The sequence below is a fragment of the Limosilactobacillus sp. genome, assembly GCF_051873075.1.
In the GTDB taxonomy this organism is placed as follows: Bacteria; Bacillota; Bacilli; order Lactobacillales; family Lactobacillaceae; genus Limosilactobacillus.
The window spans coordinates 28,009-52,855 of record NZ_JBJEEM010000007.1 but is presented as its reverse complement, the minus strand read 5'-3'; the positions used below and the strand labels follow the sequence as shown (position 1 = coordinate 52,855).

Sequence of the window (24,847 nt, the reverse complement as noted above, 5' to 3'; positions counted from 1 at the left end):
TTCCTCCTTCTTTTTAGAATTTAAGTCCGTTTTCACGGGCAGCGTCAGCTAAGGCTTCGACACGACCATGGTAAAGGTATCCACCACGGTCAAATACAACATCAGTGATGTTCTTAGCAGCAGCACGCTTGGCGATCAATGCACCAACACCGCTAGCTTGCTCAGTCTTAGTCTTTCCACTAACTTCACTGTCCATTGTGGAGGCACTAGCGAGCGTCACACCCTTTACGTCATCAATTAATTGAGCGTAAATGTTTTTGTTTGAACGGTAAACACTTAAGCGTGGGCGCTCCGCAGTACCAGAAATCTTGCCGCGAACGCGCATGTGACGGCGTTGACGGATCTTGTTCTTATCTGGTTTAGAAATCACAATAGTCACCTCTTATTGAATATTTTATGTTAATTATGAATTGCTGATAGAATAACCTAATCAGATTACTTACCAGTCTTACCTTCCTTACGGATGATGTGTTCGTTTTCGTAACGAATACCCTTACCCTTGTATGGTTCAGGTGAACGAACGGCACGAACTTGCGCAGCAAAATCACCAAGGTGTTCCTTGTTGATTGAGCTTAATTCGATGGTGGTGTTGTCAGGCACCTTGATGTCAACATCTTCAGGCTTGTCAATTTCAACTGGGTTGGAGTAACCAACAGTTAAGATCAGCTTGTTGCCCTTGAATTGAGCACGGTAACCAACACCGACGAGCTTCAGAACCTTCTTGTAACCGTCAGTAACACCTTCAACCATGTTGTTAACGTTGGCACGGGTAGTTCCGTGGATCATCTTTAACTTGTTGGAATCGCCATCACGATCAAACTTAACAACGTTGTCGGCAACGGTCATCTTGATCAATGGTGAGATTTCACGAGATAAAGTACCCTTAGGACCCTTAACAGTTACCACGTTACCATCTTGTGATACTTCAACATCCTTTGGCAGGTCAATTTCCTTGTAACCAATACGACTCATGCGTACACCTCCTAACTAATTATTATATATTACCAAACGTAGGCGATAACTTCGCCACCAATTTTTTTGGCGCGAGCAACCTTGTCAGTCACAACACCCTCAGATGTTGAGATAATGGCAATACCTAAACCGTTAAGAACCTTTGGCACAGCGTCAGCCTTAACGTATGAGCGTAAACCAGGCTTTGAGATCCGCTTCAAGCCGGAAATAACCCGTTGGCCGTCTTGTCCGTACTTCAAGAATACGCGGATGATGCCTTGCTTGTTATCGTCAACATATTCAACATCGCGAATGAAACCTTCGTTCTTCAAGATTTCAGCGATGTCCTTCTTCATCTTTGATGCAGGAACCTCAACTGATTCGTGTTGAGCCATGTTAGCGTTACGAATCCGAGTTAAGAAATCTGCAATTGGATCACTCATAGACATCGATGTTTTCCTCCTTTTGTCAGTGATTTGTTTACCAGCTAGCCTTCTTCAAACCAGGAATTTGTCCCTTGTGGGCAAGTTCTCGTAAGCAAATCCGGCATAAGTGGAATTTACGGTAAACTGAGTGCGGACGTCCACAACGAGCACAACGTGTGTATTCACGACTTGAGAACTTAGCGGGACGGTTGCACTTAGCAATCATTGATTTTTTAGCCAATTTGTGGAACCTCCTTTATTTAGCAAATGGCATGCCGAGCTTGGCAAGTAATTCGTGTGATTCTTCATCACTTTGAGCAGTCGTTACGATTACAACATCCAAACCACGAACACGATTTACCTTGTCGTAATCAATTTCAGGGAAAATTAATTGTTCACGAATACCAAGAGTGTAGTTACCGCGACCATCGAAGGCCTTGTTGCTTACACCGTGGAAGTCACGAACCCGTGGCAGAGCAACGTTGATTAACTTGTCCAAGAAATCGTACATCCGTTCACCACGCAGGGTAACCTTGGCACCAATTGCCATACCTTCACGAAGACGGAAGCCGGCGATAGACTTCTTAGCCTTGGTAATCAGTGGCTTTTGACCAGCGATAAGGCCAAGTTCTTCAACAGCTTCATCCAGGTTCTTTGAGTTGGTAGTAGCATCACCAACACCCATGTTTAAGACAATCTTGTCAATCTTAGGTGCTTGCATGATTGATGAATAGTTAAACTTTTCAATCAATGCTGGACGGATTTCACTTTCGTACTTAGCTTTCAAACGATTTTCCATTGGAAGTTATTCCTCCTTTCGTAATTAATTTTAGTCGATAGTCTTGCCAGATTTCTTGGCAAAACGAACCTTCTTACCATCAACGAACTTGTAACCGACACGGGTTGGTTCGTTAGTTGAAGGATCAATCAGCATTACGTTTGAAGCGTTGATTGGTGCTTCAGTGTCAATAACACCACCGTTTGGGTTTGCGTTGTTTGGCTTTTGATGTTTCTTGATCTTGTTAATGCCTTCAACAACGACGCGGTTTTCAGCAGCTAAGATCTTCTTAACGCTACCTTCCTTGCCCTTGTCCTTACCGGCGATAACGCGAACTTTGTCACCTGTCTTAATGAACATGTTGATTGTGCACCTCCTTATTTTTGGTTAAATCTTACAGAACTTCTGGAGCAAGTGAGACGATCTTCATGAAGTCATCACCACGGAGCTCACGAGCGATTGGGCCAAAAATACGGGTACCCTTAGGGCTCTTGTCATTGTTAATCAAAACAGCGGCGTTTTCATCAAACTTGATGTATGAACCATCCTTACGGTGCAAACCATGCTTAGTCCGTACAACGACGGCCTTAACAACGTCACCCTTCTTAACAACGCCACCTGGTGTTGCCTGCTTTACAGTAGCAACAATAATGTCACCAATATTACCAGTCTTAACTCGGGAACCACCCAAAATCTTGATAACTAAGATTTCACGCGCACCGGAGTTATCAGCGACTTTCAACCGACTTTCCTGTTGAATCACGGTTAGGTCCTCCTTCCATTTACAAATAAGAATTAGAATACGAATTTAAGAGTTATCTGCTAATTAAAGGGTAGCAGCCTTTTCGACAATCTTTACAAGACGGAAACGCTTCTTGGCTGACAGTGGCCGAGTTTCCATGATTTGTACAGTGTCGCCGGTCTTAGCTTCGTTGTTTTCGTCATGTGCGTAGTACTTCTTTGAGTAACGTACACGCTTGCCGTAAACAGGGGCACTCTTGTAAGTGTCGACTACGACAGTAATGGTCTTGTCCATCTTGTCAGAAACAACGCGGCCTTGGTAAACCTTACGTGCATTACGTTCTTCACTCATGCGCTAATCCTCCTTTTCGTATTCTTATTTGTTTAATTGTTGTTGACGAAGAACTGTCTTAACCCGTGCAATGTCCTTACGTACTTGCTTCAGACTTGCAGTGTTTTCCAATTGGCCGGTTGCTAATTGGAAACGTAAGTTAAACAATTGTTCCTTCAATTCCTTCTCACGGTCAAGTAGCTTGTCAGTGGTTAATCCATTCAGTTCTTGTACGTAATCTTTACTTTTCATTAGATTGTCCACCTACTTCCTCACGTTGTACGATCTTAGTGCGAACTGGCAACTTGTGACCGGCAAGACGCAAAGCTTCACGAGCGACTTCTTCAGAAACGCCCCCTACTTCGAACATAACCTTGCCGCGCTTAACTGGAGCAACCCAGCCTTCTGGAGCACCTTTACCATTACCCATCCGGACACCAACACCTTTGCTGGTGTAGGAAAGTTGAGGGAAGATCTTAATCCAAACCTTCCCACCACGCTTCATGTAACGAGTCATAGCAATACGGGCAGCTTCGATTTGACGGTTGCTGATCCAATGAGAATCAAGGGCTTGCAAACCGAATTCACCAAAGGTAACAGTCTTGCCACCCTTAGCTTCACCACGCATGTGACCACGTTGAACCTTACGGTGCTTTACTCGCTTTGGTACTAGCATGTTTTACTTCCCTCCTTGTTCATCATCATTAGCATTCTTCTTGGCAGGAAGAACTTCACCACGGTAGATCCAGGTCTTAACACCGAGAACACCGTAAGTAGTGTTAGCTTCATCCCAAGAGTAATCAATGTCTGCACGGAGTGTGTGAAGCGGAACAGTACCGTCTGAGTATGATTCAACCCGAGACATGTCAGCACCGTTCAAACGACCAGCAACTTGAGTCTTGATACCCTTAGCACCGGCACGCATTGCACGTTGCATTGCTCCACGCATTGCACGACGGAAAGCGATACGAGCTTCCAGTTGACGAGCAATGCTTTCACCAACAAGGTGTGCATCCAAGTCTGGCTTCTTAATTTCCACAATGTTGATGTGGACACGCTTGCCAGTTAACTTGTTTAATTCCTTACGAAGTGCTTCAACTTCTGAACCACCCTTACCAATTACCATACCAGGCTTGGCAGTGTGAATTGAAACATTGACGCGGTTAGCGGCACGTTCAATTTCAACGGTTGATACAGAGGCATCAGCAAGTCGCTTTTCAATGTACTTACGGATCCGAAGGTCTTCGTTCAGATAGTCGGCAAAGTTCTTGTCAGCGTACCACTTTGCGGTCCAATCACGAATGACTCCGACACGAAAACCATTAGGATTGATCTTTTGACCCACTATTCATTCCTCCTATCGTTCTGTAACAACCACTGTGATGTGACTAGTCCGCTTGTTGATTGGTGAAGCAGAACCCTTTGCACGTGGACGGAACCGCTTTAAGGTTGGTCCTTCGTTCGCATAAGCTTCGCTAACAACCAATGAAGCACGATCTAAGTCAAAGTTGTTTTCAGCGTTTGCAACAGCAGAATTTAATACTTTTTCAACATCTGAAGCGGCACCACGGCTGGTGAACTTCAGAATAGCAAATGCTTCAGCAACACTCTTACCGCGAATTGCATCTAAAACAAGACGAGCCTTGCGAGGAGCAACCCGAACCATCTTGGCAGTTGCCTTAGCGGATGTAATGTTTTCAGCCATTTCTTAATTCACCCTCCTTACTTACCTGTCTTCTTGTCATCACTGGCGTGACCATGGAAAGTCCGTGTTGGTACGAATTCACCTAACTTGTGGCCAACCATGTCTTCTTGAACGTAAACTGGTACGTGCTTCCGACCATCGTAAACAGCAAACGTGTAGCCAATGAAACTTGGGAAAATGGTGGAACGACGTGACCATGTCTTGATGACAGTCTTCTTTTCGGAATCTTTTTGAGCTTCGACCTTCTTCAATAATGAAGCGTCAGCGAAAGGTCCCTTCTTCAAACTACGACCCATTTAGTGTACCTCCTCTCGGGTATTAAAACGTAAATTAACGAGTATGTGGACCGCGCTTCCGACCACGAACAATGAACTTGTTTGAACGAGCCTTGTGTGAACGGGTCTTCTTACCAACGGTCTTCTTACCCCATGGAGACAGAGGTGATGGTAAACCAACTGGTTGCTTACCTTCACCACCACCATGTGGGTGATCATTAGGGTTCATTACAGAACCACGAACGTGTGGACGCTGACCTGCGTAACGAGTACGACCAGCCTTACCCTTGATTAACAGGGCATGTTCGTCGTTACCAACAGTACCGATAGTGGCACGGCAAGTAGCAAGGACCATCCGAACTTCACCGGATGAAAGACGAACCAAGACGTACTTTTCTTCCTTACCAAGTAATTGAGCAGATGCACCAGCTGAACGAGCAAGTTGGCCACCCTTACCTGGCTTTAATTCAATGTTGTGAATAACAGTACCAACTGGAATGTTCTTTAATGGAAGAGCATTACCAACCTTGATATCAGCATCTGGACCAGATTGAACAGTCATACCAACCTTCAAGCCCTTAGGAGCAATGATGTATGACTTGGTACCATCAGCGTAACCAAGCAGAGCGATGTTAGCAGTACGGTTAGGATCGTATTCGATAGCCTTAACAGTTGCTGGAACATCATCCTTGATCCGCTTGAAGTCAATGATCCGGTATTGACGCTTAACACCACCACCACGGTGACGAACAGTAATGTGACCGTAGCTGTTACGACCAGCAGTACTCTTCAATGGTGCCAGTAATGACTTTTCAGGGGTACTCTTCGTGATTTCCGCGAAGTCGTAACCGTTCATGTTCCGGCGACCGTTAGTAGTAGGTTTGTACTTACGAATTCCCACTGTGTTTTCCTCCTTTTTTTAATGATTAGTTTTCACTGTTGTCGTTGAACAGCTTGATTTCATCAGAATCGGCAGAGAGCGTAACGATTGCCTTACGACGACGCTTAGTGTAGCCAACGTAACGGCCTTGACGTTTTTGCTTGCCCTTAACATTCATGATGTTTACCTTAACAACCTTAACACCGAAGATTTCTTCAACAGCGTTCTTAACTTGCGTCTTGGTTGCTCGTAAATCAACATCGAATGTGTAACGCTTGTCGTCCATGCCGGCCATTGAAGCTTCAGTGACAACTGGACGTAAAATGATATCGCGTGCTTCCATTATGCGAGCACCTCCTCTACTTGAGAAAGAGCTGACTTAGTGATGACAACCTTTTGAGCATCAACAACGTTTAAGATGTTAACACCGGCTGGCGTAACAACGGATACGTTAGCCAAGTTGCGAGCAGATAAAGCAGCATTCTTGTCATCGTCAGTAACAACGATCAGTGCCTTTTCGGCAACCTTTAAGTTACCTAAAGCAGCTGCAAAGTCCTTCGTCTTAGGTGCATCAAAGTTCAGTGAGTCAACAACTACTAAGCTGTCGTCCAGAACCTTTTGAGAAAGGGCTGACTTGATAGCCAGTTGACGAACCTTACGAGGAAGGCTGTACTTGTAGGAACGTGGAGTAGGGCCAAAGACAATACCACCGCCACGGAATTGTGGTGCACGAATTGATCCTTGACGAGCACGACCAGTACCCTTTTGACGCCATGGCTTCTTACCACCACCGCTAACAGCTGAACGATTCTTAACAGCATGAGTACCTTGACGCAGTGAAGCACGTTGACGCAGGATAGCATCAAATTCAGCGTTTTGGTTTGGTTCAACACCAAATACCGCTGCGTTCAGTTCAATGGTGCCGTTTTGGCTACCATCTTGCTTGTACAAATTAACGCTAGTCATTATTTACTTCCTCCTTTCTTATTATTTGTTGTGTTGCTTGCTCAGGCTCTTCTTAGTGTTAGCCTTCACAGAGTTCTTAATAGTAACGTATGACTTGTTAGCACCAGGAACGTTACCCTTGATCAGTAATACGTTGTTGTCGAGGTCGACCTTAACAACCTGTAAGTGTTGCATAGTAACAGTCTTGTTACCCATCCGGCCTGGGAGCTTCATACCCTTGAATACCCGGTTAATGATAGCACCCAGAGAACCTGGACGACGGTGGTAACGAGAACCGTGAGCCATAGGACCACGTGATTGGTTGTCCTTGTGAATGTTACCTTGGTAACCATGACCCTTGGTAACACCCGTAACGTCGACAGTTTCACCTTCAGTGAAGACATCAGCCTTAACTTCGTCTCCAACCTTGATGTCATCCCCTAATTCAGCGTCACGGATTTCACCGATGAAGCGCTTAGGGGTCGTATTTGCTTTTGCTGCATGACCTTGTTCAGGCTTGTTGCTCAAGATTTCGCGCTTGTCGTCAAAACCAAGTTGAACAGCGTTGTAACCATCGTTTTCAACGGTCTTGATTTGCATAACAACGTTTGGAGTTACGTCGATAACAGTAACTGGTACCAATTCACCGTTGTCAGTGAAGACTTGAGTCATACCAACCTTTTTACCTAAGATTCCTTTGGCCATGAGTACACCTCCAATTTAATGTTTTTCGTTTTTAATAAGTAAGAAATAATTACAATTTGATTTCGATGTCAACACCACTTGGCAGATCAAGCTTCATTAATGAGTCAACCGTCTTAGGTGTTGGATCAATAATGTCGATCAAACGCTTGTGGGTCCGCATTTCAAATTGTTCCCGAGACTTCTTGAACTTGTGTGGTGAACGGATAACCGTGTAGATAGTCCGTTCAGTTGGTAACGGGATAGGACCTGAGATTTGAGCACCTGTCCGCTTAGCGGTATCAACAATCTTGTCAGCAGATTGGTCGAGAATACGGTGTTCATAAGCCTTTAACCGAATACGAATCTTTTGTTTTGCCATTATGTTCCCTCCTTCGTCAGATTTAAAATTTGACTAGCTCCGCGGAAATTACCGCCACATCCTGTGGCAAAGCGGCCGGGTGTGTCGCAACCTTCCGCATCAACGCTTCGCAGCTTAAACTTCTATGGGGGTAGGGCAAATCTACCCGCCAACGCTCAAGCACCTATCCATAATACTAAAGAATCGTTGCTATATCAAGTGTTTAAAGCAATTAATTTGAATTGAAATTTTTTTGTAAAGTAAAATCGTTTTCATGCACTGCGATATTTTACTGTAAAAATTTAAAAAATCGCTAACAATGAGACAAATCCATTGCTAACGATTTTTTCTTCTATAGATTATAGTCGATCGCGTTTTGGCATCAAGAGGTTGAGGATGATTGCCAGCAGGGCCGCAATTGCGATTGGCGAGCCCAGCAGGTATTGAACCATTTGCGGAGCGGCACTCACGATTTTCTTTGGGATCAAGACCAGAGCAATCGTAATTACGATCGGCAACCCGATGATGTAGAGGTCACTCTCATCCGTCTTCAGGCTCCGAATGACGTTTAGCCCGTTCAGCATGATCGTTACCGTGATGATCGCAAACACCCCGCCAATAACTGGTGCTGGGATCGCTGCCAGGAAGGCCGAGAGTTTAGTACAAAATCCCAAGATGATGAACCAACCCCCAGCAGCAATGAAGACCCGCTTACTGGCAACCCCAGTGATTGAGATGATCCCGGCGTTGGTCGAATACCCGGTTACCGGCGTAGTCCCAGTGATCGTGGCTACCAGACAGCTCAATCCCTCACCGATGATCCCGTGGTTCCACTGCTTCTTCGTGATGGTGTGATTGGTAACGGCCCCCATTGCGAACCAGGTCCCGGTGGTTTCCGTCGTCAGGATGGCGTAAATAATGATGAAGGTCAGGATCGCCGTCATGTTAAAATGCATCCCCCAGTGGAAAACAGTCCGCTGTGGCAGACTAAGCCATGGTGCTGCCGCCACTGATGAGGCATCGAAGCGTCCCATAGTCGCACTCAGCGCGGTCCCGACCAGCAGAGCAATCACGATCGAACCGGTCTTAAACAATTTCTGGACCCGAGGGAAGCGAATGCTAATGGCCACGCAGACCAGCAGGATCAAGGCAGTCACCGTTGCCAATTCCATGTTCTGGTAGACATTCCCCTTGGCCTCAAAGATATTGTCGTTCAAGGCAGACGGAATCAGGGACAGGCCCACACAGGTAATAATGGTGCCCCCGACCACCGCCGGTACCAAATGGTTGATGATTTTCTGGAAGACCCCACTTAATCCGAGCAGGATTAATAGGATGGCCCCGACGAGCAGTGCGCCCATCAGGGTAGCCATCCCACCGCCGTGAACGCCGCCGCTGGCCATAACTACCCCGGCCGCTGCGGTCAGCGGGACGAAGGATGGCCCCTGGGAAACGGGCATCTTCATGAACCAGGCAGTCTGCAGGATCGTGCCAATGCCAGCCGCCAGGAAGGTTGCTTGTAAGAGGCCGGTCGAATCCGTCGCCCCCATCGCCAGCAGTCCCGCTAAAATGATTGGCGGCACGTAAACATCCATTGCGAGGACGTGTTGCAGCCCCAGCAGGACCGCTTCTCCGGTTGGCACCTTTTCATCCGGACCAATCAATAATTGTGCTTTCTCATCCATTACTTTCTTCTTCCTCCTACCATCAAAGTTAGTTCTCATATACCAGGCGACCATTGACGTAAACATTCTTGACGTCGGCTGCTTCCGTCTGATACATCAGGCGCTCAAAGACATCGGCAGTGGTCTCATTGCCCCACAACCGGTGTGCCCGCACAACCTGCAGGTCCGCTCGACAGCCGGCAGCGATTCGTCCAGCCGCTAGGTTCAACGCCTCAGCTCCCCCGGCTGTTGCCAGGTAAAAGGCAGTTGCTGCGGTAATTTGGGAATCAGCCACCCCGCGGTGCTGGGCGGGAAGTTGGCTATTAACTCCGTCCGTCAACATCCGTGACGACTTCACCGCCTGGCGGATATTGTGGTACAGGCTCGGGGTATAGCCACCCGAAATGTCAGACCCCAGGCCAACCTGGTTCCCCAGTGCCAACAAACGGTGAACCGGCAAGACCCCGTTGCCAAAGTAGACGTTTGAGATTGGGCAATGGGCAATCGCCGTCTGCCGTTGCTTGAGCAGTTGCATGTCCCCAGTCGTCAACTGGGTACCGTGGGCCAGCACCGATTGCGATGTTAGCAGGCTAAAGTGGTCCAGCACCGCGGCATCATGCATTCCAAACCGGTCAATCGCGTATTGGCTCTCCCAGTTGCTCTCGCTGACGTGGGATTGGATCGGCAGGTCGTACTTGGCCGCTAAGTTCCCCAACCCGGCCAACGCCGCATCGGTGCACGACGGCACAAAGCGTGGCGTGATTACTGGGGTGACCAGCCGGTCCGGGTCGACAGTTTCCTGAACCCGTTGGATAAACTGCTCACTCGCTGCCAGGGCCGCCGCCGTGGAATGATCCCGGTAGTAGTCCGGTGCCTGGTCTGGATTATCCATCGTTACCTGACCAACGTAACCCCGCAAGCCTTGGCGACGGCACTCATCTGCCAGTACCAGGTTGGCATCAACGTGAATCGTGCCAAACATCATGGCCGCGGTCGTCCCGTGCGCCAGCAGTGTCTTAACAAAGTCCCGGTATACCTTGCGGGCAAAGGTTTGATCGCTAAACTGCGCCTCTAGCGGGAAGGTATACACGTTCAGCCAGTCTGCCAAAGGCCGGTCAAGGGCTAACCCTGCCTGCGGCCACTGCGGTGCATGGACATGCAGATCAATAAAGCCAGGTAAGAGGTATTCCCCCGCAGCCAGTTCCCGTAACTGATGGTGTTGCCGACTGTTGGCAAGTACGGACGCGTAGTCCTCATCGTCCGGTGAGAGGACCCGGTCCACCCAACCATCAGCGTCGATGCAGACTAGGCAATCTTCTAAAGCCTGAACATGATATTCATCCTGCGCGGTAAACGCATTGCCGCGAATCACTAACGATTCCACAAGTAATCCTCCTAATCATTCGGTATCATTAGTGTATCACGAATATTATCTTTTTCAATAGATTATATAATTCGTATTAACACCTATAAAAGTTCTGAAAGCTGGTATCATCATTCGTTCAACGCTTTCATAAGCCGAAGAAATTAATTTAAAAATAAAAAAGACCGGCAAAATACCGATCTTTTTAATCTGGTTATGATAACAAATTAGTCGTTACCCTTACCGCTCTTCTTGATGATGTCTTCTTGAACTGACTTAGGAACAGCTGAGTAGTGGTCGAAGGTCATCGTGAAGGTACCACGACCCTGGGTAGCAGAACGCAGGGCAGTAGCGTAACCGAACATTTCTGACAGCGGAACGAATGAGTGGATCAATTGAGCGTTACCACGTTCTTCCATCCCGTCGATCGTACCACGACGAGCAGTTACTTGACCCATAACGTCACCCATGTTGTCTTGAGGAACAACGATGTCAACCTTCATGATTGGTTCAAGGATAACTGGATCAGCCTTCTTAGCAGCATTCTTCAGGGCGAGGGATGCAGCAACCTTGAAGGCCGCTTCACTAGAGTCGACTTCGTGGTAACTACCATCGTAGAGCTTAGCGTGCATGTCAACAAGTGGGTAGCCGGCAAGAACACCGTTTTGCATAGCTTCCTTCAAACCTTGTTCAACAGCAGGGATGAATTCACGAGGAACAACCCCACCGACAATGGCATCTTCGAATTCGAAGCCCTTACCTTCTTCAAGTGGCGTAAATTCGATCCATACATCACCGTATTGACCCTTACCACCAGACTGACGAACGAACTTACCTTGTGCGCTAGCCTTCTTGGTGAATGCTTCACGGTAAGATACTTGTGGCTTACCAACCTTAACTTCGGCGTGGAATTCACGACGCAGACGTTCAACAATGATGTCCAGGTGCAATTCACCCATCCCGGCGATCAGAGTTTCACCAGTTTCAGGGTTAGTTTCAGCCTTGAACGTTGGATCTTCTTCAGCAAGCTTTTGCAGACCCTTGTCCATCTTGTCTTGGTCAGCCTTTGACTTTGGTTCAACGGAAACCTGAATAACTGGTTCAGGGAAGTCCATTGATTCAAGTTGCAGTGGGTGATCAGGATCAGTCAGGGAGTCACCAGTAGTGGTGTTCTTCAGACCGATCGCAGCGGCGATATCACCAGAGAATACTTCTGGGATTTCGTGTTGTTGGTTAGAGTGCATTTGCAGCAGACGACCGATCCGTTCACGCTTGTCCTTGGTAGCGTTCAGAACGTAAGAACCGGATTGCAGTGAACCAGTGTAAACACGTAAGAAGGTCAGACGACCAACGAATGGGTCAGTAGCAATCTTGAAGGCCAAGGCAGCGAATGGCTTGTCGTCACCGGCAGTCAATTCAACTTCGTTACCATCAGCATCGTGAGCAACGAATGGCTTAACATCAAGTGGTGATGGCAGGTAGTCGATAACGGCATCAAGCATCATCTGAATACCCTTATCCTTGTAAGCTGAACCAGCTAATACAGGGAAGAGCTTTTCTTCCAGGGTACCCTTACGGATAGCAGCCTTGATTTCGTCAACGGAAATTTCTTCCCCTTCAAGGTACTTTTCCATGATGTTGTCATCAATGTCAGCCAGCGTTTCGATCATTGCATCGTGACGCTTTTGGGCTTCTTCCTTCATGTCGTCTGGAATATCAACAGTGTCCCAGTTAGTACCCAGCTTGTCTTCGTCGTAAACGTAGGCAACCATCTTAACCAGGTCAACAACACCAGAGAACGTATCTTCGGCACCAATTGGCATTTGAATTGGCAGTGGGGTAACGTTCAGACGGTCCTTGATCGTTTGAACAGAGTAGTCAAAGTTGGCACCAACCTTGTCCATCTTGTTAGCAAAGACGATCCGCGGAACGTTGAACTGGTCGGCTTGACGCCAAACAGTTTCAGTCTGTGGCTCAACACCGGCTTGAGCATCCAGAACGGTTACGGCACCATCAAGCACACGGAGCGCACGTTCAACTTCGACAGTGAAGTCCACGTGTCCTGGGGTATCGATGATGTTGATCCGGTAGTCCTTCCAAACGGCCGTAGTGGCAGCGGACGTGATAGTGATACCACGTTCCTTTTCTTCATCCATCCAGTCCATTTGTGAAGCACCATCGTGAGTTTCACCAATCTTGTGAATCTTACCGGTGTAGTAAAGAATCCGCTCAGTGGCAGTCGTCTTACCGGCATCGATGTGGGCCATGATACCGATGTTACGAGTCTTAGCAAGTGGATATTCACGTTTGTTAGCCATCTTAAAGTGTATCTCCTTCCGAAAGATAATATTTTATCGTCATTTTTTAGAAAAAGGGATGACGGTTATCAATCAACTACGTCACCCCTTTATTGTAACCAGTCAGGCAACTGGTTTCAATTGCCGATGATTACCAGCGGTAGTGTGCAAAGGCACGGTTGGCTTCTGCCATCCGGTGAGTGTCTTCACGCTTCTTAACGGAAGCACCGGTGTTGTTAGAAGCATCGATGATTTCACGGGAAAGCCGTTCAACCATGGTGTGTTCACCACGAAGCCGTGCGTATTGAACAATCCAACGAAGACCTAAAGTGGTCCGCCGTTCTGGACGAACTTCGATCGGAACTTGGTAGTTAGAACCACCAACACGACGAGCCTTAACTTCAAGAACCGGCATAACGTTTTCCATAGCTTGTTCGAAAACTTCAACTGGATCGTTACCAGTTTCTTCCTTAATTTGGTCGAACGCTGCGTATAAAATCTTCGTAGCAGTTCCACGCTTACCATCAACCATCAGACGGTCGATTAAGCTCGTAACCAGCTTTGAGTTGTACACTGGATCTGGTAAAATTTCACGCTTTTGTACATGTCCTTTACGTGGCATTACTTAACTCCTCCTTAAAAATTACTTCTTAGGCTTCTTAGTACCGTACTTGGACCGTGATTGCATACGGCCTTCAACACCGGCAGTATCGAGGGTACCACGGATGATGTGGTAACGAACCCCTGGCAAGTCCTTAACACGACCACCACGAATCAAAACAACTGAGTGTTCTTGGAGGTTGTGACCAATACCAGGAATGTAAGCAGTAACTTCAATCAAGTTGGAAAGACGTACACGGGCGTACTTCCGCAGAGCTGAGTTAGGCTTCTTAGGAGTCATGGTACCGACACGGGTAGCGACCCCACGCTTTTGTGGAGCTGGAACCTTAACTTCTTCCTTCTTAAAAGTGTTGTAAACATAGCCAAGAGCTGGTGACTTTGACTTGCCCTTGTGGCTCTTACGGCCTTTACGTACCAATTGGTTAATGGTTGGCATAATTTTTCCCCTTCCTTGTTTTAAGTCCACACATCCAGGCGGTTCTTTTTGAAGAATAAAAAAATTGCTGGACGGTTATTAGATTGTTGTGCCTTCGTTGACGCAAAAGTCTGCCCAACGACAGACACTCCGTTGCTAAAAAAGCACCTTAAATAGACTATCACGTCCCCAAATGAATGTCAACGCGATCACTAGATTTATTTTGGCGAGTACCAGCATAAAACCCGTTTATTTATTATAGGAGGTTTTTATATGTTTGCCAAGCTATTCACTGCCGTCGTTGCCGCTTGCCTTTCCTCATTCACCAACCTGTGCGCTTACCGCCTGGGAAGGGGCCAATCCCCCTGGTTCCCGCCGCGGTCCTATTGTCCACACTGTCGCCATCCCCTCAGTTGGTGGCAGCTGGTCCCCGTCTTCGGCTTCGCCATTCAGGGTGGCTCCTGTCACTTCTGCCGGCAGCGGATCCCGGTCTATGATCCCGCCTGTGAATTAATTTGTGGATTTTTTGCCTACGTGCTTGCCAGCCCCTCGCTTTTCCACAGCTTCTTAATAATCATGATCATCCAGACCCTCCTTTTCATTTGCAGCTGTGATTATTACTACCAGTGCCTCTACCCGGTCAGCCTGAGCGGCCTTTTTCCCCTTTTCCTGATCATCCCCCACCCGGCGTCGTCCACCACGGCAGCCGTGATTTTCATCGTGATCCTGCTTATCACCCTCACATTCATGGCCGCTTGGCTGCACTGGCTGGGCGGCGGGGATGTCATGTTCATTGCCATCCTCTTGCCGGCCTTTGGTCCCGAAGCAGCAGCGGCTATCATTCTCTGTGCCTGCCTGATCACGTTCCCCTGCTTCTTTTTCCAACCACAAAAGCGGCTCCCCTTCTTGCCAGCCCTGTGCTTGGCTACCCTCGCTGGTTTAACTTTTGTCTGTGCATAAATAAAAAAGCCACGGCAATCAACCGTGACTTATTCACTACTTATCCCCATCCGGGACGGGGGTAATCTTTACCAAGAAGAGGTTCTGCCCAAAGCGGGCCAGATTCTCAATGTTTTGCAACAACAACAACAGCCAGGAAAAGGCCAAGCCGAACTCCAGCAATTCAAAGGCGGTGAGTGACAGGTAGTCGCTGAGCTTGAAGACAATGTATTCCAGCCCCATCAAGCCGCCCATAACATATGAAAGAATCAGGAACTGCCGGGTCACCTCGGGGAGAATCCAGCGGATCAGCACAATCAGGATCAGCATGATGTAGACCAGCCACATCGATACCCGGTCGTGCAGTACGTGGAACTCGGGGTCATTAGGGAAAATCCCGATCGAGGCAATACAGGCCGATAGCATGTACAAGAGCAGCCGCAAAGTCAGGACCCGTCGTCCCCGATACCGTCGTTGGAGGTTAACAAACAGGTAATCCACCAGCGTCATCATCAGCAGCCCCGAGAAGATCAGGGTGACGTTGAACTGGAAGCTGGCGGAGTTCTCCGCGGTTCCAAGAAAGCTGAAGTTGTGCCTCCACCAGTCCCGCGATGAGTTGGTCAGCATCGAGAAGAGCATCCCCCCGATAATCATAATCGTCAATAGGTTGGTGACCACCCCCGACGTCAGCGTCATCGCCAGGTTGATCATCACATAGTTGACGGCTGCAATAATCACAAAGGCAAAGACGGTTGTCGTGTAGAGGTCAAAGCTGGCGTTGGTGAACATCTGGCCAAGCAGCCAGAAGATTGCCGAAAAGGAAAAGGTCATGATTAATCCACAGGCAATCGCCAGCGGTGGCAGACTCCGCCAATAAAAATCTTTTGTTGGTCCGGTTTTCCGGATCTTTTCCACAATGAAGGTGGTGATAAAGAGGACCAGCCCGGAGATCACGCCCAGGATCATCGCCCCGTTTGCCAAAGAGTAATCACTCCCCGTCAGCGGAATTGGCCGGACCGTATTTCGTTCCCGAAAGAAGGCATAGAAGACCAGGGTCGCCACGGCGGCGGGCAACGCATACCACCAGAAGGCAATCTGCGGCAGCTGGTCGATCACTCGCGAGGGGCGAACGTCGATCTGCTTATGATTAACACTCAGCGCGAGTCGATCACCCGGTTGAAAGTCGGTCTGGTCAAGGGCGGCTTCTGGAATTTCAATTTGATATTTTTTGGTCAAGTAAACACCTCGTTTGCAACAAAAAAGAGGCTGGTAATCTTTACCAGCCTCTTTTTTTTACTTATCCACAAGCTTAGTTTTGCTTGTCTTCCTCTTTCATCTTGGCCTCAAGGTCCTTGATGGAGTAAGCAGCAACACTAACTTCCTTTGGCTTAATGTTCCGGTAGGTTGGCATCCCAGTACCAGCTGGAATGATCTTACCAATGATAACATTTTCCTTCAAACCAACCAGTGGGTCGTTCTTACCACGAATAGCAGCGTCGGTAAGTACCCGGGTAGTTTCCTGGAATGAAGCAGCGGACAGGAAACTGTTGGTTTCGAGGGCCGCCTTGGTGATTCCGAGGATAACTGGACGAGCAGTTGCCGGAATACCACCAGCGTACAGCGTTGGCTTATTGGCATCACGGAATTGGCCGATGTCTAACAGTTGACCTGGCAGGAGGTCGGTATCACCTGGATCCATGACCCGAACCTTACGCATCATCTGCCGAATCATGATTTCAACGTGCTTATCGAGCAGGTCGATACCCTGCATCCGGTAAACACCCTGAACTTGAGCCAACAGGTAGGTTTCAGTGGACAGCACGTCGCGAACCCGAATCAGTTCCTTAGGATCGATTGAACCTTCGTTGAGGGCCGTACCACGGTGAATGAAGTCGCCTTCCGCAACCCGCATCCGTGCCGTGATTGGCAGGGTGTAGGTCCGGGTGTCGGTTTCACCCTTAACGGTAACGTCCTTGGTTCGTTCAGCTGGGTTTTCTTCGATCGAAACAACTTCACCGGTAACTTCAGTGATCGTTGCCCGACCTTTAGGGTTCCGCGCTTCAACAATTTCTTGCACACGAGGAAGCCCTTGGGTGATATCGTCGTTGCCGGCAACACCACCAGTGTGGAAGTTCCGCAACGTCAGCTGGGTACCTGGTTCACCGATTGACTGAGCGGCAACAGTACCAACAGCTTCACCAGCTTCTACCCGGTCACCGGTAGCGGCGTTCCGACCGTAGCAGCGTTCGCAGACACCATGTTCAGTGTTGCAAGTAAAGGCAGAACGAATCGTAACCTTCTTAACACCGGCGTCAACGATCTTTTGCGCCATGTCTTCATCAATGAGAACGTTCTTGCCAACGATCTTTTCGCCAGTCTTTGGATCAAAGACGGACTTCATCGTGTAACGACCCATGATCCGGTCGTAGAGTGGTTCGATCATTTCGTTACCGTTGGTGATCGCAGTAACTTCAAGACCACGGTCAGTGCCACAGTCCTTTTCACGAACAACCACGTCTTGGGCAACATCAACCAGCCGCCGAGTCAGGTAACCTGAGTTGGCAGTCTTCAGGGCGGTATCAGTCATCCCCTTACGAGCACCGTGTGAGGACAGGAACATTTCCAGGACAGACAGCCCTTCGTAGAAGTTAGACAGAACAGGCAGTTCCATGATCTTGCCGTTTGGTGAGGCCATCAAACCACGCATCCCGGCCAGCTGAGTGAAGTTAGAAATGTTACCACGCGCACCAGAGTCAGACATCATGTTGATTGGGTTGTGGATATCCATGTGCTCAATCAGCTTGTTTTGAACTTCATCCTTGGCGTCGTTCCAAGCAGCGATAACCCGTTCGTACCGTTCGTCGTCCGTAATCAGACCACGACGGAACTGCTTAGTGATCAGGGCCACTTGCTTACGAGCGTTCTTGATGATCTCTGGCTTTTCAGGAAGGTCATGAATATCGGACATGGCAGTCGTCAGACCAGAAATCGTTGATTCGTAGTAACCAAGGTCCTTGATCCGGTCAAGGAATTGGGAAGTCTTGGTAACCTTGTATTGCTTGTAAACTTCGGCAATCAGGTCAGACAAGAAGCCCTTCTTGAATGGTGGAACCAGTGGTGCATTCTCCAGGTAGTCATGGATGTCTTCGCCCGGCTTGAGGAAGAACTTCTCGTCCACTCCTTCGTGGATGTTGGCATCAGTTGGTTCATTGACGTAGGCAAAGTCCTTTGGCATGATCCGGTTGAAGAGGAGCTTACCAACGGAGGTTACCATGATCTGGTTCCGTTGTTCGTCAGTGAATGGCTTGTCAGGGAATGAAGATACTTGAACACCAACCCGGGTCTGCAAGGAAACGTAACCGTTCCGGTAGGCCATTTCGGCTTCGTCAGTGTCCTTGAAAATCATCCCTTCGCCTTCACGACCCTTATCTTCAGTGGTCATGTAGTAGTTACCGATAACCATATCCTGTGATGGTGACACAATTGGTTCACCGTCACGAGGACTCAGGATGTGGTGAGCAGCCAGCATCAGCAACCGTGCTTCGGCCTGAGCTTCATCAGACAGCGGCACGTGGATGGCCATCTGGTCACCATCGAAGTCGGCGTTGTAGGCGGTACATACCAGTGGGTGCAACCGCATGGACTTCCCAGAAACCAGGATTGGTTCAAAGGCCTGGATACCAAGCCGGTGCAGGGTAGGTGCCCGGTTCAAAAGTACTGGGTGTTCCTTGATAACGTCTTCCAATACGTCGAAGACATCGTCGTCCCGGCGGTCGATCTTCCGCTTAGCAGCCTTAACGTTGGCGGACAGGCCCCGCTTAACCAGTTCATGCATGATGAATGGCTTGAACAATTCAAGCGCCATTGGTACTGGCAGACCCATTTGGTTCATCTTCAGGGATGGACCAACATCAATAACGGAACGACCAGAGTAGTCGACACGCTTACCAAGCAGGTTCTGACGGAACCGGCCTTGCTTACCCTTCAGCAGGTGAGACAAGGACTTCAGCGGACGGTTACCTGGACCGGCAACCGGACGTCCCCGCCGACCGTTATCGATCAAGGCATCAACGGCTTCTTGCAACATCCGCTTTTCGTTTTGAACGATGATTCCTGGTGCTTGCAACTTGAGCAGACGCTTCAGCCGGTTGTTACGGTTGATAACCCGCCGGTAAAGGTCGTTCAAGTCAGAGGTAGCGAACCGGCCACCTTCAAGCTGAACCATTGGACGAAGGTCAGGCGGCATAACTGGAATAACATCCATCACCATCCATTCTGGCTTGTTGCCAGACTTGAGGAAGGCTTCCAGGATGTCCAGACGCCGGATGGCCCGGGTCCGCTTTTGACCAGTAGCTTCCTTCAATTCTTCCTTCAGTTCGTTGGCTTCCTTTTGCAGGTCCACGTCAGCCAGCAGCTTCTTGATGGCTGCCGCACCCATTTCAGCAGTGAACCGGTTGCCGAATTCGGCCTTCTTGTCCCGGTATTCGGCTTCAGAGAGCAATTGCTTCTTTTCCAGTGGAGTGTCACCTGGATCAAGAACCACGTAGGAAGCGAAGTAGATAACTTCTTCCAGGGAACGTGGGCTCATGTCCAAGACAAGACCCATCCGGCTTGGGATTCCCTTAAAGTACCAGATGTGGGAAACTGGGGCAGCCAGTTCGATGTGGCCCATCCGTTCACGACGAACCTTGGAACTGGTAACCTCGACTCCACAACGGTCACAAATCCGACCCTTGTAACGAATCCGCTTGTACTTACCACAAGCACACTCGTAGTCCTTAGTTGGGCCAAAGATTCGTTCGTCAAACAGACCCTGCTTCTCCGGCTTCAAGGTCCGGTAGTTGATGGTCTCCGGCTTCTTTACTTCACCATAAGACCAGCTACGGATCTTGTCTGGAGATGCCAGACCGATCTGCATGCTTTCAAATTTATTGACATCAATCAAAGGATGTTCCTCCTTATTTCAGTAAATCTCAGTTGAAGAACGATTAATCTTGCTTGGTTTTATCTTCAGTCGTTGATGCAGATGGAGTCTTCGAAGCAGATTCTTTCTTCTTATCATTATCGGCGTTGTGCTGCTCAGCGTACTTAGCCAAGGCGTCAACACTGACAACTTCGGAGTCATCTTCATCCATGTTCTTTAATTGAACTTCCTGGTGGTTGCCATCCAAGACCTTCATATCAAGACCCAGTGCTTGGAGTTCCTTAACCAGTACCCGGAATGATTCTGGAACACCTGGCTTTGGAATCGGCTGACCGTTAATGATGGCGTCGTAAGTCCGCACACGACCAACAGTATCATCTGACTTGTAGGTCAAGATTTCTTGCAGAGTGTAGGCCGCACCGTAAGCTTCGAGGGCCCAAACTTCCATTTCACCAAACCGCTGACCACCGAATTGGGCTTTACCACCCAGTGGCTGTTGGGTAACCAGTGAGTAAGGACCAGTTGACCGTGCGTGGATCTTATCGTCAACCATGTGAGCCAGCTTCAGGTAGTGCATGGAACCAACGGCAACCCGGTTTTCGAATGGTTCACCGGTCCGACCATCATAGAGGATCGTCTTACCGTCTTCAGGGAAGCCTGATTCACGAACAGCGTCCCAAACGTCCTTATCGGAAGCCCCATCAAAGACAGGCGTTGCCATGTGGATACCAAGCCGCTTAGCAGCCATCCCCAGGTGCAATTCAAGCAGCTGACCGATGTTCATACGACTTGGCACACCCATTGGACTCAGCATGATGTCGATTGGGGTTCCATCTGGCATGTATGGCATATCTTCTTCAGGGATAACAATGGAAACAGTACCCTTGTTACCGTGACGACCAGACATCTTGTCACCGACTTGGATCTTCCGCTTTTGGGCGATGTAGACCCGAACCATAGTGTTAACACCTGGTGACAATTCATCCCCGTTTTCACGGGTGAAGACCTTAACGTCCTGAATAATACCGCCACCGCCGTGAGGTACCCGCAATGAGGTATCACGAACTTCACGGGACTTTTCACCGAAGATGGCGTGCAGGAGCCGTTCTTCGGCAGACAATTCAGTCATTCCCTTTGGCGTAACCTTACCAACCAAGATGTCGCCATCGTGAACTTCGGCACCGACCCGAACGATCCCGTTTTCGTCAAGATCCTTCAAGGCATCGTCACCGACGTTAGGAATTTCCCGCGTCATTTCTTCTGGTCCAAGCTTGGTTTCCCGAGCTTCAGATTCATAAGATTCGATGTGAATGGAAGTGTAGACATCGTCCTTAACCAGACGTTCGTTGATGGCAATGGCATCTTCGAAGTTGTAACCCTGCCAAGTCATGAAGGCGATCAGCGGGTTTTGACCAAGGGCCAATTCACCTTGTTCCATTGATGGACCATCGGCTAAGACATCGTCAGCGTCAACGTGTTCGCCGACCTTAACGATTGGCCGTTGGTTGTAGTTCTTACCACCGTTAGAACGACGGAACTTCATCAGCTTGTAAGTGTCAAGCGTACCGTCATCTTCACGAACCCGAACTTCACGTGCATCGACGTATTCCACGGTCCCGGCCTTCTTGGCGATCATGGCTACCCCAGAGTCATGGGCGGCCTTGTAGTCGATCCCGGTACTTACCAATGGTGCGTGTGGGTTGAGCAACGGAACAGCTTGCCGTTGCATGTTGGCACCCATCAGGGCACGGTTGGAGTCATCGTTTTCAAGGAATGGAATACATGCGGAAGCGACGGAGACAACTTGCTTTGGAGAAACGTCCATGTAGTCGACGTTCTCAACACTAGTTTCAACGTATTCATCCTTGTCACGAGCCATAACCTCATCATCAACGAATGAACCATCGTCATTCAATGGTGAGTTGGCTTGGGCAATCACAAAGTTATCTTCTTCGTCGGCAGTCAGGTAGTCGATCTTGTCAGTAACCTTGTGGGTCTTCCAAGAAACACGGCGGTATGGCGTTTCGATGAAGCCATACTTGTTAACCCGGGCGTAGGAAGACAGACTGTTAATCAGACCAATGTTAGGTCCTTCAGGAGTTTCGATTGGGCACATCCGGCCATAGTGGGTGTAGTGCACGTCCCGGACTTCATAACCGGCCCGGTCACGAGTCAAACCACCAGGACCAAGGGCGGACAGACGCCGCTTGTGGGTCAATTCACCCAGTGGGTTAGTTTGATCCATGAATTGTGACAGCTGGGATGAACCGAAGAATTCCTTGATGGAAGCAACTACCGGCCGAATGTTGATCAGCTGTTGCGGCGTCACAGTGTCAGGATCTTGAATTGACATCCGTTCGCGAACAACCCGTTCCATCCGGGCAAGCCCGATCCGGAATTGGTTTTGCAGCAGTTCACCAACGGAACGAATCCGCCGGTTACCCAAGTGGTCGATGTCATCGGTTGAGCCGATGCCTTCTTGCAGGTTGAAGAAGTAGTTCAAAGAAGCAAGAATGTCGGCTGGTTCGATGTGCTTGTATTCCAACGGAATGTGGCCATTACCGATGATTGGCACAACCCGTTCTGGGTCGGTCTTGGAGTAAACCAGGATCTTCTGCAGCTTAACTGGTTCCGTAACGACGGCTTCGTCGGATGGCGTGTAGGTAACCATCTTGAAGTCATCACGATCAAGGTAAGGTTCCAGCTTTTTAAGAACTTCCTTGGTAACCGTGTCGCCCTTCTGAGCCAATACTTCACCAGTATCAGGGTCAGCCAAAGTTTCAGCTAAGGTTTCACCGAGCAGGCGGTACTTGAGCATCAGCTTCTTATTAGTCTTGTAACGACCAACCGGTGCCATATCGTAACGCTTTGGATCGAAGAAGCGAGCGGTCAGCAGGTTACGTGCTGAATCAGCAGTCTTTGGTTCACCTGGACGCAGCCGTTCGTAGATGTCCTTCAATGCCTCTTCGACACGGGAGTCTTCAGCATTCTTGTGGACATCCTTGTCCAGAGTCAATGACAGGGTCTCACTGTCGCCACCGAACATATCAATGATTTCGTCATCGGAACCGAAGCCCAATGCCCGGACTAATTCCGTCATTGGCAGCTTCCGCGTCCGGTCAATCCGGACGTAGGAAACGTTCTTAGCGTCGGTTTCGTATTCCAACCAGGCACCACGGTTAGGAATGAAGGTAGCACCGTAGTTTGTCCGGCCATTCTTATCGTTTTCTTCACTGTAGTAGACACCAGGGGAACGAACTAATTGAGAAACAATAACCCGCTCTGCCCCGTTGATAATGAAGGTCCCTTGATCAGTCATCAGTGGGAAGTCACCGAAGAAAACATCCTGAGACTTGATTTCACCAGTTTCGTGGTTGGTCAACCGTAAAGTAACGTGCAGTGGTGCTGAATAGTTAGCATCGTGTTCACGTGCTTCATCAACAGTGTACTTAGGTTCTAATAGTTGATAGTCGACAAATTCCAGGGAAAGCTTACCTTGGAAATCATCAATTGGCATAATGTCATCAAACATTTCCCGCAGCCCTTTATCCATAAACCAATCGTAGGAATTGGTCTGGATCTCAATCAGGTTAGGCAACTCGAGAACTTCTTTAATCCGGGAGTAACTACGACGGGTACGGTGCTTACCGTATTTTACTAAATGTCCGGCCAAACTGTTCACCTCTCTAATTTGTTGGGTGAGTCACTCGCCAATGTTACAATTTGGTTACAATTACCTCAAAAAGCAACTTTTGGGCAAAAAAAATCCAAAAACAGTTAAGGACTGTCTTTGGTTTTATTGCAGAACCCGATGGACAATAGATCACCGGGCCCAAATGAACTCACAAATTACATACTACTAAATTATATGTGTTCACATTTAAGTTGTCAAGGATTATATTAATTTTGTTTAGGGGTCCGCTTCAGGCCATTGATAATGCAGTCAATGATCAGTTTGGTCCGCTGGTCACTGCTAATCGCATGCCCACCGATTGCTTGATAGGTCCCAAATACCGGCGTCAGGCTGGCCAAGAAAAGTTCGGCGGCTTCTCGCGGCAAAAGATCTGCCCGTAAGCCCACCTCAGGCTGCTTGAAGTATTCACCAATCGGTACCAGATAATCCATTACAAAGATCATATTGTACTTCTGCTGGGCACTCTTCGAGAGTAGCTGGATCGCCTGATTATACTGATCATAGATACTGATCGAGTGGTGCTTTTTCAAAACCTTCACGATTTCAAAAAGCTGTTCTTCCGGGTCCAGCTTATGTTTACGCAGGACCTTATTAATGTCTTGGTGAACTTTCTGTGAGAATTCGGTCATCACGCTTAAGAATAGAACCTCCTTGTCACTGAAGTGGTGATACAAGGCCGGTTGAGTAATCCCGATTTCCTTGGCGATGTCCCGCGTCGATGTTTGAGCAAAGCCCTTTTGTAAAAAAAGGCGCGTTGCCGTTTGCAAAATTGCCCGGCGCGTTTTTTCCAACTGCTCCGTTCGTTTCATTTAATTGCCCCCTAAAAAAACGTTTATCCACATTATATTACCAGTTAA

Annotated in this window: 28 protein-coding genes; 1 reads left to right on the top strand and 27 read right to left on the bottom strand. The window is 48.5% G+C overall.

Annotation, left to right across the window (positions count from 1 at the left end; genetic code table 11):
- Positions 1-13 precede the first annotated feature (13 nt).
- From rplR to rpsL, 23 genes are all read right to left on the bottom strand, one after another.
- Positions 14-370: a 50S ribosomal protein L18 gene (rplR, locus tag ACI31J_RS01685; RefSeq protein ID WP_439772729.1), complete on the bottom strand. Its 357-nt coding sequence runs from the start codon at positions 368-370 to the stop codon at positions 14-16.
- Positions 371-435: 65 nt separating this feature from the next.
- Entirely contained in the window at positions 436-972 is a 537-nt protein-coding gene (gene rplF / locus ACI31J_RS01680) for a 50S ribosomal protein L6 (protein WP_439772728.1), read from the bottom strand.
- Between the two features lie 29 nt (positions 973-1,001).
- A complete protein-coding gene (gene rpsH / locus ACI31J_RS01675; protein WP_439772727.1) occupies positions 1,002-1,400 on the bottom strand; it encodes a 30S ribosomal protein S8 in 399 nt (132 codons plus the stop codon).
- Positions 1,401-1,431: 31 nt separating this feature from the next.
- Positions 1,432-1,617 (bottom strand): type Z 30S ribosomal protein S14, encoded by a 186-nt coding sequence (locus ACI31J_RS01670; protein ID WP_003664547.1) that lies wholly within the window; start codon positions 1,615-1,617, stop codon positions 1,432-1,434.
- Between the two features lie 15 nt (positions 1,618-1,632).
- Positions 1,633-2,175: a 50S ribosomal protein L5 gene (rplE, locus tag ACI31J_RS01665; protein ID WP_439772726.1), complete on the bottom strand. Its 543-nt coding sequence runs from the start codon at positions 2,173-2,175 to the stop codon at positions 1,633-1,635.
- A 30-nt stretch (positions 2,176-2,205) separates the two neighbouring features.
- Positions 2,206-2,514, bottom strand: coding sequence for a 50S ribosomal protein L24 (gene rplX / locus ACI31J_RS01660; protein WP_439772725.1), 309 nt, complete (start codon positions 2,512-2,514; stop codon positions 2,206-2,208).
- 34 nt (positions 2,515-2,548) lie between these two features.
- Positions 2,549-2,917, bottom strand: coding sequence for a 50S ribosomal protein L14 (gene rplN, locus ACI31J_RS01655; protein ID WP_003714461.1), 369 nt, complete (start codon positions 2,915-2,917; stop codon positions 2,549-2,551).
- Between the two features lie 63 nt (positions 2,918-2,980).
- The gene (gene rpsQ / locus ACI31J_RS01650; RefSeq protein ID WP_057805827.1) at positions 2,981-3,247 is read right to left on the bottom strand and encodes a 30S ribosomal protein S17; all 267 of its coding nucleotides are present in this window, start codon (positions 3,245-3,247) and stop codon (positions 2,981-2,983) included.
- Positions 3,248-3,271: 24 nt separating this feature from the next.
- Entirely contained in the window at positions 3,272-3,478 is a 207-nt protein-coding gene (gene rpmC, locus ACI31J_RS01645; protein ID WP_057805829.1) for a 50S ribosomal protein L29, read from the bottom strand.
- Positions 3,468-3,902 (bottom strand): 50S ribosomal protein L16, encoded by a 435-nt coding sequence (gene rplP, locus ACI31J_RS01640; RefSeq protein ID WP_003664555.1) that lies wholly within the window; start codon positions 3,900-3,902, stop codon positions 3,468-3,470. The genes rpmC and rplP overlap by 11 nt, the downstream gene beginning before the upstream one ends.
- A 3-nt stretch (positions 3,903-3,905) precedes the next feature.
- The gene (gene rpsC / locus ACI31J_RS01635; protein ID WP_439772724.1) at positions 3,906-4,571 is read right to left on the bottom strand and encodes a 30S ribosomal protein S3; all 666 of its coding nucleotides are present in this window, start codon (positions 4,569-4,571) and stop codon (positions 3,906-3,908) included.
- Positions 4,572-4,583: 12 nt separating this feature from the next.
- On the bottom strand, positions 4,584-4,931 hold the full coding sequence (rplV, locus tag ACI31J_RS01630; protein WP_104688569.1) for a 50S ribosomal protein L22: 348 nt from the start codon (positions 4,929-4,931) through the stop codon (positions 4,584-4,586).
- 17 nt (positions 4,932-4,948) lie between these two features.
- Entirely contained in the window at positions 4,949-5,227 is a 279-nt protein-coding gene (rpsS, locus tag ACI31J_RS01625; protein ID WP_283593123.1) for a 30S ribosomal protein S19, read from the bottom strand.
- Positions 5,228-5,261: 34 nt separating this feature from the next.
- Positions 5,262-6,107 carry a 50S ribosomal protein L2 gene (rplB, locus tag ACI31J_RS01620; RefSeq protein ID WP_439772723.1) on the bottom strand — a complete coding sequence of 282 codons (846 nt, stop codon included), beginning with the start codon at positions 6,105-6,107 and terminating at the stop codon, positions 5,262-5,264.
- 25 nt (positions 6,108-6,132) lie between these two features.
- Positions 6,133-6,429 carry a 50S ribosomal protein L23 gene (rplW, locus tag ACI31J_RS01615; RefSeq protein WP_439772722.1) on the bottom strand — a complete coding sequence of 99 codons (297 nt, stop codon included), beginning with the start codon at positions 6,427-6,429 and terminating at the stop codon, positions 6,133-6,135.
- Positions 6,429-7,052 (bottom strand): 50S ribosomal protein L4, encoded by a 624-nt coding sequence (gene rplD, locus ACI31J_RS01610; protein ID WP_439772721.1) that lies wholly within the window; start codon positions 7,050-7,052, stop codon positions 6,429-6,431. Before rplD ends, rplW begins: the two co-directional genes overlap by 1 nt.
- Before the next feature lie 21 nt (positions 7,053-7,073).
- Positions 7,074-7,736 carry a 50S ribosomal protein L3 gene (rplC, locus tag ACI31J_RS01605; RefSeq protein WP_439772720.1) on the bottom strand — a complete coding sequence of 221 codons (663 nt, stop codon included), beginning with the start codon at positions 7,734-7,736 and terminating at the stop codon, positions 7,074-7,076.
- A 49-nt stretch (positions 7,737-7,785) separates the two neighbouring features.
- Complete coding sequence (gene rpsJ, locus ACI31J_RS01600; RefSeq protein ID WP_057805852.1) at positions 7,786-8,094, bottom strand: 30S ribosomal protein S10; 309 nt, start codon at positions 8,092-8,094, stop codon at positions 7,786-7,788.
- Positions 8,095-8,432: 338 nt separating this feature from the next.
- The gene (locus tag ACI31J_RS01595) at positions 8,433-9,758 is read right to left on the bottom strand and encodes a uracil-xanthine permease family protein (RefSeq protein WP_439772719.1); all 1,326 of its coding nucleotides are present in this window, start codon (positions 9,756-9,758) and stop codon (positions 8,433-8,435) included.
- 28 nt (positions 9,759-9,786) lie between these two features.
- A complete protein-coding gene (guaD, locus tag ACI31J_RS01590) occupies positions 9,787-11,121 on the bottom strand; it encodes a guanine deaminase (RefSeq protein WP_439772718.1) in 1,335 nt (444 codons plus the stop codon).
- A gap of 206 nt (positions 11,122-11,327) precedes the next feature.
- Positions 11,328-13,418 (bottom strand): elongation factor G, encoded by a 2,091-nt coding sequence (fusA, locus tag ACI31J_RS01585; RefSeq protein ID WP_439772717.1) that lies wholly within the window; start codon positions 13,416-13,418, stop codon positions 11,328-11,330.
- 130 nt (positions 13,419-13,548) lie between these two features.
- Positions 13,549-14,019 carry a 30S ribosomal protein S7 gene (gene rpsG / locus ACI31J_RS01580; RefSeq protein WP_439772716.1) on the bottom strand — a complete coding sequence of 157 codons (471 nt, stop codon included), beginning with the start codon at positions 14,017-14,019 and terminating at the stop codon, positions 13,549-13,551.
- Between the two features lie 21 nt (positions 14,020-14,040).
- Positions 14,041-14,454 (bottom strand): 30S ribosomal protein S12, encoded by a 414-nt coding sequence (gene rpsL, locus ACI31J_RS01575; protein ID WP_057805858.1) that lies wholly within the window; start codon positions 14,452-14,454, stop codon positions 14,041-14,043.
- 252 nt (positions 14,455-14,706) lie between these two features.
- Here rpsL and ACI31J_RS01570 point away from each other — a divergent pair, with 252 nt between their 5' ends.
- Positions 14,707-15,393, top strand: coding sequence for a prepilin peptidase (locus ACI31J_RS01570; protein WP_439772715.1), 687 nt, complete (start codon positions 14,707-14,709; stop codon positions 15,391-15,393).
- A gap of 36 nt (positions 15,394-15,429) precedes the next feature.
- Here ACI31J_RS01570 and ACI31J_RS01565 read toward each other — a convergent pair whose 3' ends face one another.
- The 4 genes from ACI31J_RS01565 to ACI31J_RS01550 all read right to left on the bottom strand — a co-directional run bounded on the left by ACI31J_RS01565 (position 15,430) and on the right by ACI31J_RS01550 (position 24,799).
- A complete protein-coding gene (locus ACI31J_RS01565) occupies positions 15,430-16,608 on the bottom strand; it encodes a DUF998 domain-containing protein (RefSeq protein WP_439772714.1) in 1,179 nt (392 codons plus the stop codon).
- Between the two features lie 73 nt (positions 16,609-16,681).
- Positions 16,682-20,317: a DNA-directed RNA polymerase subunit beta' gene (rpoC, locus tag ACI31J_RS01560; protein ID WP_439772713.1), complete on the bottom strand. Its 3,636-nt coding sequence runs from the start codon at positions 20,315-20,317 to the stop codon at positions 16,682-16,684.
- A gap of 43 nt (positions 20,318-20,360) precedes the next feature.
- Positions 20,361-23,978 (bottom strand): DNA-directed RNA polymerase subunit beta, encoded by a 3,618-nt coding sequence (gene rpoB, locus ACI31J_RS01555; protein WP_439772712.1) that lies wholly within the window; start codon positions 23,976-23,978, stop codon positions 20,361-20,363.
- 218 nt (positions 23,979-24,196) lie between these two features.
- Positions 24,197-24,799 (bottom strand): TetR/AcrR family transcriptional regulator, encoded by a 603-nt coding sequence (locus ACI31J_RS01550; protein ID WP_439772711.1) that lies wholly within the window; start codon positions 24,797-24,799, stop codon positions 24,197-24,199.
- Positions 24,800-24,847 lie beyond the last annotated feature (48 nt).

Excerpts from the sequence above, each read along its gene's own strand:
- rplW (WP_439772722.1), bottom strand. The coding sequence starts at position 6,429 with ATGGAAGCACGCGATATCATTTTACGTCCAGTTGTCACTGAAGCTTCA.
- rplC (WP_439772720.1), bottom strand. The coding sequence starts at position 7,736 with ATGGCCAAAGGAATCTTAGGTAAAAAGGTTGGTATGACTCAAGTCTTC.
- rpsG (WP_439772716.1), bottom strand. The coding sequence starts at position 14,019 with ATGCCACGTAAAGGACATGTACAAAAGCGTGAAATTTTACCAGATCCA.
- rplE (WP_439772726.1), bottom strand. The coding sequence starts at position 2,175 with ATGGAAAATCGTTTGAAAGCTAAGTACGAAAGTGAAATCCGTCCAGCA.
- rplD (WP_439772721.1), bottom strand. The coding sequence starts at position 7,052 with ATGACTAGCGTTAATTTGTACAAGCAAGATGGTAGCCAAAACGGCACC.
- rplX (WP_439772725.1), bottom strand. The coding sequence starts at position 2,514 with ATGTTCATTAAGACAGGTGACAAAGTTCGCGTTATCGCCGGTAAGGAC.
- ACI31J_RS01550 (WP_439772711.1), bottom strand. The coding sequence starts at position 24,799 with ATGAAACGAACGGAGCAGTTGGAAAAAACGCGCCGGGCAATTTTGCAA.
- ACI31J_RS01570 (WP_439772715.1), top strand. The coding sequence starts at position 14,707 with ATGTTTGCCAAGCTATTCACTGCCGTCGTTGCCGCTTGCCTTTCCTCA.
- rplF (WP_439772728.1), bottom strand. The coding sequence starts at position 972 with ATGAGTCGTATTGGTTACAAGGAAATTGACCTGCCAAAGGATGTTGAA.
- rplV (WP_104688569.1), bottom strand. The coding sequence starts at position 4,931 with ATGGCTGAAAACATTACATCCGCTAAGGCAACTGCCAAGATGGTTCGG.
- fusA (WP_439772717.1), bottom strand. The coding sequence starts at position 13,418 with ATGGCTAACAAACGTGAATATCCACTTGCTAAGACTCGTAACATCGGT.
- rpsQ (WP_057805827.1), bottom strand. The coding sequence starts at position 3,247 with ATGAGTGAAGAACGTAATGCACGTAAGGTTTACCAAGGCCGCGTTGTT.
- rpsH (WP_439772727.1), bottom strand. The coding sequence starts at position 1,400 with ATGTCTATGAGTGATCCAATTGCAGATTTCTTAACTCGGATTCGTAAC.
- ACI31J_RS01595 (WP_439772719.1), bottom strand. The coding sequence starts at position 9,758 with ATGGATGAGAAAGCACAATTATTGATTGGTCCGGATGAAAAGGTGCCA.
- rpsL (WP_057805858.1), bottom strand. The coding sequence starts at position 14,454 with ATGCCAACCATTAACCAATTGGTACGTAAAGGCCGTAAGAGCCACAAG.
- rplP (WP_003664555.1), bottom strand. The coding sequence starts at position 3,902 with ATGCTAGTACCAAAGCGAGTAAAGCACCGTAAGGTTCAACGTGGTCAC.
- rpmC (WP_057805829.1), bottom strand. The coding sequence starts at position 3,478 with ATGAAAAGTAAAGATTACGTACAAGAACTGAATGGATTAACCACTGAC.
- rpsJ (WP_057805852.1), bottom strand. The coding sequence starts at position 8,094 with ATGGCAAAACAAAAGATTCGTATTCGGTTAAAGGCTTATGAACACCGT.
- rpsS (WP_283593123.1), bottom strand. The coding sequence starts at position 5,227 with ATGGGTCGTAGTTTGAAGAAGGGACCTTTCGCTGACGCTTCATTATTG.